Annotated in this window: 10 protein-coding genes and 1 pseudogene; 9 read left to right on the top strand and 2 right to left on the bottom strand. The window is 69.8% G+C overall.

From position 1 onward, the window contains the following. Positions 1 to 17: 17 nt before the first annotated feature. Both AC1DYD_RS35740 and AC1DYD_RS35735 read right to left on the bottom strand, forming a co-directional pair. Positions 18 to 1490 carry an efflux transporter outer membrane subunit gene (locus tag AC1DYD_RS35740; protein ID WP_478177472.1) on the bottom strand — a complete coding sequence of 491 codons (1473 nt, stop codon included), beginning with the start codon at positions 1488 to 1490 and terminating at the stop codon, positions 18 to 20. 200 nt (positions 1491 to 1690) lie between these two features. Continuing rightward, positions 1691 to 2617, bottom strand: a complete 927-nt coding sequence (locus AC1DYD_RS35735; protein ID WP_478177471.1) for a carbohydrate kinase family protein — start codon at positions 2615 to 2617, stop codon at positions 1691 to 1693. Positions 2618 to 2742: 125 nt separating this feature from the next. On the opposite strand from AC1DYD_RS35735, the gene AC1DYD_RS35730 reads away from it, so the two are divergent. From AC1DYD_RS35730 to pgi, 9 genes and pseudogenes are all read left to right on the top strand, one after another. Continuing rightward, the gene (locus AC1DYD_RS35730) at positions 2743 to 3747 is read left to right on the top strand and encodes a substrate-binding domain-containing protein (protein WP_478177470.1); all 1005 of its coding nucleotides are present in this window, start codon (positions 2743 to 2745) and stop codon (positions 3745 to 3747) included. Positions 3748 to 3800: 53 nt separating this feature from the next. Next, entirely contained in the window at positions 3801 to 4760 is a 960-nt protein-coding gene (locus AC1DYD_RS35725; RefSeq protein ID WP_478177469.1) for an ABC transporter permease, read from the top strand. A gap of 1 nt (position 4761) precedes the next feature. Beyond that, positions 4762 to 5333 (top strand): annotated as a pseudogene (locus tag AC1DYD_RS35720) (ABC transporter ATP-binding protein). 10 nt (positions 5334 to 5343) lie between these two features. Beyond that, the gene (locus tag AC1DYD_RS35715) at positions 5344 to 5799 is read left to right on the top strand and encodes an RbsD/FucU family protein (RefSeq protein WP_478177468.1); all 456 of its coding nucleotides are present in this window, start codon (positions 5344 to 5346) and stop codon (positions 5797 to 5799) included. A 61-nt stretch (positions 5800 to 5860) separates the two neighbouring features. Next, the gene (locus tag AC1DYD_RS35710; protein WP_478177467.1) at positions 5861 to 7078 is read left to right on the top strand and encodes an ROK family transcriptional regulator; all 1218 of its coding nucleotides are present in this window, start codon (positions 5861 to 5863) and stop codon (positions 7076 to 7078) included. 81 nt (positions 7079 to 7159) lie between these two features. Next, complete coding sequence (gene edd / locus AC1DYD_RS35705; RefSeq protein WP_478177466.1) at positions 7160 to 9064, top strand: phosphogluconate dehydratase; 1905 nt, start codon at positions 7160 to 7162, stop codon at positions 9062 to 9064. After that, positions 9061 to 9690, top strand: coding sequence for a bifunctional 4-hydroxy-2-oxoglutarate aldolase/2-dehydro-3-deoxy-phosphogluconate aldolase (gene eda, locus AC1DYD_RS35700; RefSeq protein WP_478177465.1), 630 nt, complete (start codon positions 9061 to 9063; stop codon positions 9688 to 9690). The genes edd and eda overlap by 4 nt, the downstream gene beginning before the upstream one ends. Positions 9691 to 9739: 49 nt before the next feature. After that, complete coding sequence (gene zwf / locus AC1DYD_RS35695) at positions 9740 to 11203, top strand: glucose-6-phosphate dehydrogenase (protein ID WP_478177464.1); 1464 nt, start codon at positions 9740 to 9742, stop codon at positions 11201 to 11203. A 55-nt stretch (positions 11204 to 11258) separates the two neighbouring features. Next, on the top strand, positions 11259 to 12845 hold a 1587-nt coding region (gene pgi / locus AC1DYD_RS35690; RefSeq protein WP_478177463.1), incomplete at its 3' end, for a glucose-6-phosphate isomerase.

Genomic DNA, 12845 nt, shown 5'->3' with positions numbered 1-12845 from the left:
GTTGGCTGGGGGGCGTTTCAGTTGGCGGCGTGGCCGGCGGGCGACGGCGCGAGGGCGAGCTCCTGCGAGCCGCCGCCGAGCGCGGCATACAGCAGCACATGGGCGGACAGCAGTGCGCGACGTGCCTGCACCAGTTGCTGCTCGACGTCCAGCAGGTCGCGCTGGGCGTCGAGCACCTCGAGAAAGGCCGTCGCGCCGTTGCGATAGCGCAGGTTGGCCAGGCGCGCGCGCTCGGCCTGTGCGTCCAGGGTCGACTGCTGGATGCGCACCTGCCGAGCCAGCCACTCGCGCGCCGACAGCGCATCGGAGACCTCGCGGAACGCGGTCTGGACGGTTTTCTCGTAGTCGGCCACCGCGATGTCGCGGCGCACCTCGGCCAGATCGAGTCCCGAGCGCAGGCGACCGCCATCGAAGATCGGCAGCGACAGGGCGGGCGCGAAGGCCCAGGCCTGGCTGCCGGAAGCGAACAGGCCCTGGAGCTCGGCGCTGGCCGTGCCGAAGTTGCCGGTCAGCGTGATGCGCGGAAAGAAGGCTGCGCGGGCCGCACCGATGTTGGCACCCGCGGCGCGCAGCCGGTATTCGGCGGCGGCGACATCGGGGCGGTCGACCAGCAGGTCCGAAGGCAGGCCGGCCCGCAGTTCCTGCTCGAACCCCAAAGCCTCCAGCCGGCCGGCGGCCGGGGCCAGATCGACCGGCTCCCCGATCAGCAGGGTCAGGGCGTGCGCCTGGACGGCACGGGCCAGTTCGAGCTGCGCGTTCAGCGCCTGCGCCTGGTCGAGCAGCGTGCGCATCTGGGTCAGGTCGAACTTCGAGGTCGAACCGACCTCGAAGCGCCGCGTGAAGATGCGCAGCGATTCTTCGCGGCTGGCCATGGTTTGCTGCGCCAGCAGCACGCGCTCGTCGAGTCCCCGCAAGGACAGGTAGCCGTCGGCGACCTGCGCGACCAGCGAGAGGGTGAAGGCGCGGCGAGCCGCATCGGTGGCCAGGTAGGTTTGCAGCGCGGCGTCCTGCAGGCTGCGCACCCGGCCCCAGAAGTCCAGTTCCCAGGCGCTCACGCCGAGACCGAGCTGGTACTGGCTCGAGATCAACGGCTCTCTCGTGAAGTTGAGATCGCGCGGCACGCGCGTGCGGCTGGCATCGGCACCGAGGCCCAGGGTGGGCCAGAGATCGGCGCTTTGAATGCCGTAGAAGGCGCGCGCTTCCTGCACCCGCAGGACGGCGACGCGCAGGTCGCGGTTGTTCTCCAGGGCTTGCGCGATCAGTTGCCGAAGACGCGGGTCGGCGAAATAGGAGCGCCAGCCGAGGGCGGCCGCCTGCTCGCCGACCTGCGCATCGGCGAACGCATCGGCCGGATAGCGCCCGGCGACGGGCAGCGGCGGCGCTTCGAACGGCGGCGCCATCGACGCGCAACCGGCCAGCAGCAGGGCGACAGTGAAAAAACCGGCGAGCGTCCCGGACGCGGAGCGAGGCGGGGCGTGTTCCCTGGGCATGTGGAAAAGAACCTTGTCTGCAGCGAGAACTCGCCGCGCCATGGCCCGGAGCATCCGGGGGCGTCAAGGATGAATTCTAGGAATGGCGCCGGCTGGCACGATTGATCCAGGTCAAGCAGAGACAGGACGGCCCGCTTTCCGGACCGTCCCAAGGCGCGCCGGGATCGAGGCTGCAACGCCTCAGGACGCTTTCGGCAGGCTCAGGGCAGTTCGGAGCGCCTGGGCATGTCGGCGCCGCGACGGGAGCAGGTGATGGCCGCGGCCTGCGCCGCGAAGCGCAACAGCGCCTCCAGTTGCCTGGGGTCCAGCGCCGTCAGCGCCGCGGGCGTGAGCGCATCGTGGTCGTCCAGCCAGGTCAGCAGGGCCGCCTGGAAGGTGTCGCCGGCGCCGACCGTGTCGATCACCTTCACCGGCTTGGACGGTGCGTCGGTATGCGCCTTGGCCGTCCATGCGCTCGAGCCTGCGCCGCCGCGCGTGACGACCACCAGTGCCGCGCCCCGCATCAGCCATCGCGGCGCCACCTGCTCGGGTGTCTCGCCGGGGTAGAGCAGGGCGAGGTCTTCCTCGCTCACCTTGACCAGGTGCGCCAGCGAGACCATGTCCTCGACCGCTTCGCGCCAGCGCGCAATGTCGGGTTCGACATTGAGCCGGACGTTCGGGTCGTAGGCGATCAGGCAGCGTGCACATGCGCCTGCCGCGAGCGCGCGCAGCGTGCTGCCGACCGGCTCCACCACGAGCGCGTAGGAGCCGAACTGCAGCACACGCGTGTTCGCGGGCAGCGCCGGCAGCATGTCGGGCGTGAGCTGCCGGTCGGCCGCGCCGTCGCCGTGAAAGTCGTAGCGAGGCACGCCCGTGGCGTCGATGCTGACGACGCTGAGCGTGCTCGGCGCGTCGCTGCGCAAGACGAGGGAGGTGTCGACACCCTCGGCCACCAGCGACGCCAGCAAGCGCTCGCCCATGGCGTCGGTCGACAGCGTGGAGAGGAAGGCCGCCGGCCGTGCCAGCCGGGCCAGGCCCTGCGCCACATTGAGGGGCGAGCCGCCGATGCGCGCATCGAGCCGCATACCGGTAGGCGTGGACTCGCCCATGTAGACGTCCATCAGGGCTTCACCGCAGACCACGAACATATTGATGTCTCCTTCGGGTTTCTACTAAATAAATCAACTTGATTTAATAACTCGAACCCAACTATAGTTGCATCGCCCCCCGCCGCAAAGCCCCATGAAGGGCAAAACACCCAGGAGACAACCCGATGTTCAAGCTCACCCTCGCCGCCGCCCTGGCCTCCGCCGCTGTGCTGGCCGCCCCTGTCCCGGCCCAGGCCGCCGAGCCCGTGATCGGCCTGATCACCAAGACCGAGACCAACCCCTTCTTCGTCAAGATGAAGGAAGGCGCCACCGCCGAGGCCAAGGCCAAGGGCGCCAAGCTGCTGTCGGGCGCGGGCAAGACCGACGGCGACAACGCCGGCCAGGTCGCCGCCATGGAGAACATGATCGCCGCCGGCGCCAAGACCATCCTGATCACGCCCAGCGACGCCAAGGCCATCATCCCGGCCATCAAGAAGGCCCAGGACAAGGGCGTGATGGTGATCGCCCTGGACAGCCCGACCGACCCGCAAAGCGCCACCGACGCCCTCTTTGCCACCGACAACTACAAGGCCGGCGTGCTCATCGGCGAGTACGCCAAGGCCGCCATGGCCGGCAAGCCCGTGAAGATCGCCACCCTCGACCTGTTCCCGGGCCACCCGGTGGGCGCGCAGCGCCACAACGGCTTCCTGCAGGGCTTCGGSCTGAAGAGCAACGACGCCAAGAACAACGAGCTGGCCCGCCCGGTGGAGGTGGTGTGCATGGCCGACAGCTTCGGCGACCGCGCCAAGGGCCAGACCGCGATGGAGAACTGCCTGCAGAAGAACCCCGACATCAACCTGGTCTACACCATCAACGAGCCGGCCGCCGCCGGCGCCTTCAACGCGCTGTCGAAGTCCGGCAAGGACAAGAGCGTCATGATCGTCTCGGTCGACGGCGGCTGCGACGGCATCCGCGACGTGGCCGCCGGCAAGATCGCCGCCACCTCGCAGCAGTACCCGCTGAAGATGGCCGCCATGGGCGTGGCCGCCGGCGTGGACTACGCCRCCAGCGGCAAGAAGGTCAGCGGCTACACCGACACCGGCGTCACGCTGATCGCGGCCAAGCCGGTGGCCGGCGTCGAGAGCAAGGACACCCAGGTCGGCACCGAGCTGTGCTGGGGCAAGAAGTAAGCGCCGCGCGCACGCCACCGCACAGGCCACCGCACACCGGACACGCACACACCATGACCACCGCCACCCTGAAGCTGCCCCCGCTCGGGCAGMTGGGCCCGTTCATCGCGCTGCTGATCGCCTGCGTCGCCTTCGGCCTGACGACCGACCAGTTCTTCAGCGGCGAGAACTTCTCGCTGATCCTGCAGCAGGTGACGGTGGTCGGCGTGATCGCGATCGGCCAGACGCTGATCATCCTGACGGCCGGCATCGACCTGTCGTGCGGCATGATCATGGCGCTCGGCAGCATCGTGATGACCAAGCTGGCCGCCGACATGGGCCTGCCCGCGCCGCTGGCGATCCTCGCCGGCATCGCGGTGACCGCCGCCTTCGGGCTCATCAACGGCCTCTTGGTCACGCGCATCAAGCTGCCGCCCTTCATCGTCACCCTGGGCACCTTCAACATCGCCTTCGCGATCACCCAGCTGTACTCGGGCGCGCAGACCGTGACCGAGGTCCCGCCGATGATGACCTGGTTCGGCAGCACCTTCGCGCTGGGCGGCACCAACGTCGCCTACGGCACGGTGCTGATGATCCTGCTCTACCTGGGCGTGTGGTTCTGGCTGCGCGAGACCGGCGCCGGCCGCCACGTCTACGCGGTGGGCAACAACCCGGAGGCCACGCGCCTGGTCGGCATCCCGCCCGAGCGCGTGCTGCTGGGCGTCTATGTGCTGGCGGGCGTCTTCTACGGCATCGCCTCGCTGATGTCGGTGGCGCGCACCGGCGTCGGCGACCCCAACGCGGGCCAGACCGAGAACCTCGACGCGATCACCGCGGTGGTGCTCGGGGGCACCAGCCTGTTCGGCGGGCGCGGCATGATCCTGGGCTCGCTGGTCGGCGCCGTGGTGGTGGGCGTGCTGCGCAACGGCCTCACGCTGATGGGCGTGTCCTCCGTCTACCAGGTGCTGATCACCGGCATCCTGGTGATCGTCGCCGTCACGGTGGATCAACTTTCGCGCAAGGGAGCCCGCTGACATGACCGCTACCACCGCACCCCTGGTGATGCAGGCCAAGGGCCTGGTCAAGCGCTACGGCCAGGTCACCGCGCTGGACGGCGCCGACTTCGAGCTGCGCGCCGGCGAGATCCTGGCCGTGATCGGCGACAACGGCGCGGGCAAGTCCTCGCTGATCAAGTGCCTGTCGGGCGCCACGATTCCCGACGAGGGCGAGATCATCCTGGACGGCAAGATCATCCACTTCAAGGGCCCCATCGACGCGCGCCGCGAGGGCATCGAGACGGTCTACCAGGACYTGGCCGTGGCGCCGGCCATGACCATCGCCGAGAACCTGTTCCTGGGCCGCTCGGCGTGAAGGAGGGCAACATGGTGCTCGAGCTGATCCGCCGGGTGCGCGACAAGGGCCTGCCGGTGGTGCTGATCAGCCACAACATGCCCCACGTCTTCGAGATCGCCGACCGCATCCACGTCGCCCGCCTGGGCAAGCGCGGCGCCGTGCTGAACCCCAAGAAGATCAGCATGAGCGACACCGTCGCGGTCATGACCGGCGCGCTGCCGCCCGAGCAACTGCCCGCCGAATGCCTGGCATGAGGGGGCGTCCATGCTGAAGAACATCGACCCCCGCCTCAGCCCTGAACTGCTCAAGGTGCTTTGCGAGATGGGCCATGGCGACGAGGTCGTGCTGGCCGACGCCAACTTTACGGCCGAGTCGCTGGGCCGCGGCAAGCCGATCGTGCGGTTGCCCGGCGTGGGCATGCGCGAGGCCTGCGCGGCGGTGCTGTCGGTGCTGCCGCTGGACGGGGCGGTGGCGCAGCCGGTCGCGTACATGCAGGTCAGCGGCAAGCCCGAGGGCTATCGCAGCGCGTTGCAGCGCGACGTGATCGCCCGAATGCAGGCGAGCGGCGATGCGGGCGACGCGCAATGCGAGGCCATGGAGCGATTCGCCTTCTACGAGCGCGTCTCGCGCGCCTACGCCATCGTGCAGACCGGGGAAATGCAGCCGTTCGCCAATTTCCTGCTCAAGAAAGGCGTGATCGCTCACGACCTGTTGCCATGAGCGCCGCGCCGGGCCGCCCCAAGCAAGCTCGCACCGCAGTGCGAAGCACGAAGGCACTCCAGTGAACACAGCAGAGACCGCCGCCAGGCTGCGGCCGCGCGGCTCCAACAACCTGGGCACGCGCCAGTTCAACGAGCGCGTGGTGTTGCAGGCGATCCGCCTCCACGGCGCGTTGCCGAAGGCCGAGATCGCACGGCTGACGAACCTGACCGCGCAGACGGTGCAACTCATCATCGCAAGGCTGGAGGCTGACGGCCTGGTGCTCAAGCACGCACCCTTGCGCGGCAGGATCGGCCAACCTTCGATACCGATGGCGCTGAACCCGGACGGCGCGTATTCGATCGGCATCAAGATCGGGCGGCGCAGCCTCGATGTGCTGCTGGTCGACTTCGCCGCGCAGGTCCGCGAGCGCCTCACGCTCGACTACCAGTTCCCCGATCCCGACACCCTGTTCGACGAGATCCGGGCCCGCATCCAGGCGCTGCGCAAGACGCTCGGCCCCAAGCGCGCCCAACTGCTGCACGGCGTCGGCATCGCCGCCCCCTTGTCGCTCGGCGGCTGGCAATCGCTGCTTGGCGTGGCGCCGGAGCAGGCCGGCAAGTGGAACGCGACCGACATTCGCGCGCAGGTGACGGCAATGACCAAGCTGCCCGTCGAATTGGTCAAGGACACGGCGGCGGCCTGCGTGGCCGAACTGGTGTCCGGGCGCGGACGCAGCATCCGCAGCTTTCTCTATATCTACGTCGACACATTCGTCGGCGGTGGGCTGGTCATCGACAGTCGCCTGCGCAGCGGAGGGTCCGGCAACGCGGGCGCTGTCGGGTCGATGCCGCTCGCCCCGGGCGACGCCAGCGGCACCGTGCCGCGCCAGGTGCTCAACGTGGCGTCGCTGTTCACGCTGGAGTCGATGGTTGCGCAGGCCGGACTCGATGTCGGCGCCCTGGCGGACGCGCGCGCGGTCGCCTCTCCCTGGCTGCCCGTGACGCGCAAGTGGATGTCGCAGGCGACCCCGGCGCTCGCGATGGCGATCAATGGCGCTGCCGCGCTGCTCGACCTCGAGGGCGTGGTCATCGACGGATCGTTCAGCAGGGAGATGCTTGCGGCGTTGCTCGCGGAGCTTGGCGTCGCGCTCGATCGCTGCAACTGGGAAGGCGTCTCCCGCCCTGAGGTTCTGGGCGGAACGATGGGCGCCGATGCGGGCGCGATCGGCGGCGCCCTGCTGCCGCTCTACGCCAACTTCGCCCCCGATCGCAACCTGTTTCTCAAACTCGATCGTTGATCCGATCGCTGCGTCAACCTGAATTCCCATCCCCGGTGTCGCGCGCCTGAGGCCGGGACCCGCTTTGCCAAGGAGCCTTCGATGCGTCTTCATCCCCTGCTGGCCGCGGTCACCGACCGCATCGGCGACCGCAGCGCGACGCCGCGCGCGGCCTACCTTGCCCGCCTCGAACAAGCCCGCGCCAAGGGCCCGGTCCGACAGGCCCTCGGCTGCACGAACCTGGCCCACGGCTTCGCCGCGGCGCCGGCCGGCGACAAGATCATGCTGCGCGAGCTGCGCCAGCCCAACATCGCGATCGTCTCGTCCTACAACGACATGCTGTCGGCGCACCAGCCCTTCGAGCGCTTCCCGGCCCTCATCAAGCGGGCGGCGCGCGAGGTGGGCGCCACCGCGCAGTTCGCCGGCGGCGTGCCGGCGATGTGCGACGGCGTCACGCAGGGCGAGCCCGGCATGGAGCTGTCGCTCTTCAGCCGCGACGTGATCGCGATGGCCACCGCGGTGGCGCTCTCGCACAACATGTTCGATGCCGCGCTGTGCCTGGGCATCTGCGACAAGATCGTCCCCGGCCTGCTGATCGGGGCGCTGCAGTTCGGCCATCTGCCGACCCTCTTCGTGCCCGGCGGTCCGATGCCTTCGGGCATTTCCAACGACGAGAAGGCGCGCGTGCGGCAGCGCTACGCCAAGGGCGAGGTCGGCCGCGACGCGCTGCTCGAATCCGAAGAGAAGTCCTACCACGCACCGGGCACCTGCACCTTCTACGGCACGGCCAACAGCAACCAGATGCTGATGGAAGTGATGGGCCTGCACCTGCCGGGTGCGGCTTTCGTCCATCCGGGCACGCCGCTGCGCGACGCGCTGACCGCGGCGGCGGCGCAGCGGGCGGTCGAGATCACGGCCGAGGGCGCCGAGTACACGCCGATCGGCCGGGTGGTCGACGAGCGCGCGATCGCCAATGCCATCGTCGGCCTGCTGGCCACGGGCGGCTCGACCAACCACACGATCCACCTGGTCGCGATCGCGCGCGCCGCCGGCATCCGCATCAACTGGGACGACTTCCGCGACCTGTCCAAGGCGGTGCCGCTGCTGGCGCGCGTCTACCCGAACGGCAAGGCCGACGTCAACCAGTTCCACGCCGCCGGCGGCATGGGCTACGTGATCGGCGAACTGCTGGACGCCGGGTTGCTGCACGGCGATACGCTCACGGTGGCCGGCGCCGGTGGCCTGGCGCGCTACCGCCAGCAGCCGGCCCTGGACGACGCCGGCCGGCTGGCCTGGCGCGACACGCCGCGCGCCAGCGCCGATGACGCCATCCTGGCGCCGGTGTCGGCGCCCTTCAGCCTCGACGGTGGGCTCAAACTGCTCACCGGCAACCTCGGCCGCGCCGTCATCAAGACCTCGGCGGTCAAGCTCGTGCACCGCGTGGTGCAGGCGCCGGCGATCGTGTTCGACACGCAGGAGGAGGTGATCGCCGCCTTCGATCGCGGCGAGCTGCAGCGCGACTTCGTCGCCGTGGTGCGCTTTCAGGGTCCGCGCGCCAATGGCATGCCCGAGCTGCACAAGCTCACGCCGATCCTGGGCGTGCTGCAGGACCAGGGCTTCCATGTCGCGCTGGTCACCGATGGGCGCATGTCCGGCGCTTCGGGCAAGGTGCCGGCGGCGATCCACGTCACGCCCGAGTGCCTGGCGGGCGGGCCGCTCGCGCGGGTGCGCGACGGCGACCTGATCGTGCTGGACGGCGAGCGCGGCGTGCTCGGGGCCCGCGTCGCCGCCGCCGAGTGGCAGTCGCGCCAGCCGGCCGTCGCCGAGCTCGGCGAGTCCCGCCACGGCATGGGCCGCGAGCTGTTCGCGGCGTTTCGCGCCCATGCGCTCGGCGCCGAGGAGGGCGCGATCACCTTCCACGCGGCCGAGCCCGGCACGTCGGCCACCGCGGCGCACGTCGCGCCCGTTCACGACCATTTTGTATTTGCACAAGGAGCCACGAAATGAACATCCTGAGCATCATGCGCAACGGACCGGTGATCCCGGTCATCGTCATCGACCGGCTGGAAGACGCGGTGCCCTTGGCACGCGCGCTGGTGGCCGGCGGCGTCCGGGTGCTCGAGCTGACCTTGCGCACGCCGGTGGCGCTGAAGGCGATCGAGGCCATCGCCAACGAGGTCGAAGGCGCGATCATCGGCGTCGGCACGATCACCCGGCCGGAGGACTTCGACGCCTCGGTCAAGGCCGGCGCCTTGTTCGGCGTCAGTCCGGGCCTGACGCCGGAGCTGGTTGCGGCGTCCAGGGACAGTTCGCTGCCCTTGCTGCCCGGCGTGATGACGCCCTCGGACGTGATCGCCGCGCGCGCGGCGGGCTTCACCGAACTCAAGCTCTTCCCGGCACAGCAGGCCGGCGGCGTGGGCATGCTGAAGGCCCTGGGCGGTCCCTTTCCCGAGCTGAGCTTCTGCCCGACCGGCGGCATCGGCGCCGCCACGGCGCCGGATTTCCTGGCCCTGCCCAACGTCGCCTGCGTCGGCGGCTCCTGGCTGACGCCGGGCGACGCGGTCGCCTCCCGCGACTGGGGCCGCATCACCGCGTTGGCAAGGGACACCGCGCGTCTCGGCCAGGCCGCCTGAACCCCGAGCGACGACTTCGCCTCTCTGCGACGCAACCCAGGATTCTTCCATGCCCCAAGTCAATTCATTCGATCTGCTGCTGTTCGGCGGCACCGGCGACCTTGCCATGCGCAAGCTGCTGCCGGCCCTGTACTTCCGCCACCGCGACGGTGATCTTGCGCCGCATGGCCGGATCCTGGGCCTGGCGCGCGAGCAGCTCGGGCGCTCGGACTTCATCGYGAAGGTGAAGGCSAGCTTTGCCAGCTTCGTGCCCGCCGCGGACATGGACGAGGCGACCTTCGCGAGCTTCGCCGAACGCCTCGACTACGCCAAGGTGGAGGCGAACACGCCCGCGGATTTCGATGCGCTGGCCGAGGTGCTGAAGGATTCGCCGGCCGAGGTCCGGGTCTTCTTCCTGTCCACCGCGCCGGACTTCTTCGCGCCGATCTGCAAGAACCTCGCGGCGGCCGGGCTGGCCAGCGCCAACTCGCGCGTCGTGCTSGAGAAGCCCCTCGGGCGCGACCTGGCCTCGGCGCAGAAGATCAACGCGGACGTCGGCCGCGTGTTCACCGAGCCGCAGATCTTTCGCATCGACCACTACCTGGGCAAGGAGCCGGTCCAGAACCTGCTCGCGCTGCGCTTCGCCAATGCSCTGCTGGARCCGCTGTGGAACCGGACCTGGGTGCGCAACGTGCAGATCACGATCGCCGAGCAGGTGGGGGTCGAGACCCGAGGCGAGTTCTACGACCGCACSGGCGCGCTGCGCGACATGGTGCAGAACCATCTGCTGCAATTGCTGTGCATCGTCGCGATGGAGCCGCCGACCTCCATCCATCCGGATGCGGTGCGCGACGAGAAGCTCAAGGTGCTGCGGGCGCTGACGCCCTTCACGCAGGCCGACGTCGGCGCGCGCACCGTGCGCGGCCAGTACCGCGCCGGCACCGTCAACGGCCAGGCSGTGCCGGGCTACCTCGAGGAAGCCGGCATTCCGCCCGACACGTCCACCGAGACCTACGTGGCGATCCGCGCCGAGCTCGAGAGCTGGCGCTGGTCGGGCGTGCCGTTCTACCTGCGCACCGGCAAGCGCATGGCCGAGCGCTCGGCCGAGATCGTGGTCAACTTCCGCTCGGTGCCGCATTCGATCTTTCCGTCCAATGGCACCGAMTCGSMGGGCAACCGSCTGGTCATCCAGCTCCAGCCGGAAGAGAGCCTCAAGCTGTTCATGATGGCCAAGGTGCCCGGCGACACCATGAACCTGCGGCCGGTCGGCCTGAACCTGGACTTTGCCGAGCAGTTCAAGCAGCGTCCGATGGAAGCCTACGAGCGCCTGCTGCTGGACGCGATCCGGGGCAACCTGACGCTGTTCATGCGCCGCGACGAACTCGACGCCGCCTGGCGCTGGTGCGAGCCGATCCTGAACGGCTGGCGCGCCTCGGGCGAGGCGCCCCGGCCCTACAGCGCCGGATCGTGGGGACCCGCCGCTTCCAGCGCGCTGGTCGGACGCGACGGTGCCTCATGGCGMGAAGAGTCCTGARCCCGGGCACGCCGCGCGATTCCCCATCGACCCGCAACCCCACCCGAGACAACCCATGCACACACCCCGCTGCGACCAAACCCAGGCCTGGGCCGCCCTGCGCGGCCATTACGACGAACATGGCCGCGACTTCGACCTGCGCGAGGCCTTCGCCCGCGACCCCGGCCGCTTCGAGGCGCTGGGGGTCGAGGCGCCCGGCCTGTTCGCCGACCTGTCGAAGAACCGCATCGATGCCCAGTCGATGCGGCTGCTGCTCGACCTCGCGCGCGAGTGCGAGCTCGCGCCACGGCGCGACGCGATGCTGGCCGGCGCCGCCATCAACACCACCGAGGATCGCGCCGTGCTGCACACCGCGCTGCGCGCGCCGCGCGGCGAGGGGCCTTTCAGCGACGAGGTGCACGGCGTGCTCGACGCCATGCTCGCCTACGTCGAGTCGGTGCGCGACACCCGGGCCAGCGGCATCCGCCACATCGTCAACATCGGCATCGGCGGCAGCGACCTCGGGCCGCAGATGGCGGTGCCGGCCCTGGAGGCCTTCGCGCATCCGCAGCTCAGCTGCCACTTCGTCTCCAATGTCGACGGCCACGACATCACCTCGGTGCTGCGCCACCTGCGGCCGGAAGAAACCCTGTTCGTGATCGCCAGCAAGACCTTCACCACGCAGGAGACCATGGCCAATGCGCATGCGGCCAAGGCCTGGTTCGCGGCCCACGGCGGCACCGACACGGCCAAGCACTTCGTGGCGACGACCACCCACGTCGCGGCGGCGGCCCGGTTCGGCATCACGACCACCTTCGGCTTCTGGGACTGGGTGGGCGGGCGCTACTCGCTGTGGTCSGCCATCGGCCTGCCGATCGCGCTGGCGATCGGCGCCGACAATTTCCGCGCCCTGCTGGCCGGCGCCCACGCGATGGACCGGCATTTCGCGACGGCGCCGCTCGAGAAGAACCTGCCGGTGCTGCTGGGCCTGATCGACGTCTGGTATCGCAACTTCCACGGCTTCACGAGCCGCAGCGTCGCGCCCTACCACCAGGGACTGAAGCGGCTGCCGGCCTATCTGCAGCAACTCGAAATGGAGTCGAACGGGAAGTGCGTCGACCTCGACGGCAACCCCGTGCCCTTCGCGACCAGCCCGGTGGTCTGGGGCGAGCCCGGCACCAACGGCCAGCACGCCTACTTCCAGATGCTGCACCAGGGCACCGACGTGATCCCGGTCGAGTTCCTGCTGGTCAAGCAGCCGACGCACGACCTGGCCGACCCCCACGCCAAGCTGCTGGCCAACGGCCTGGCCCAGGCCCAGGCGCTGATGCTCGGCAAGCGCACCGACCAGGCCCTGGCCGAGCGGGCGCCGACCGCGGCCARGTCAMTGGCGCCGGAGATCGTCGCCAGGCACCGGACCTTCCCCGGCAACCGCCCGAGCACCACGCTGCTGCTCGAGCGCCTGACGCCGCACAGCCTGGGCGCGCTGATCGCGATGTACGAGCACCGCGTCTTCACCAGCGGTGCGCTGTGGGGCATCAACAGCTTCGACCAGTGGGGCGTCGAGCTCGGCAAGGCCCTGTGCAGCGACCTGCTGCCGCGCCTGGCGAGCGGCGACACCCAGGGGCTGGACGCTTCGACTGCGGGACTGATGAAGCGCTTG

The sequence above is a fragment of the Variovorax sp. P4_B11 genome, assembly GCF_056402355.1.
The sequence above is the reverse complement of the archived record's forward strand: the minus strand, read 5'-3'. Positions and strand labels throughout refer to the sequence as shown.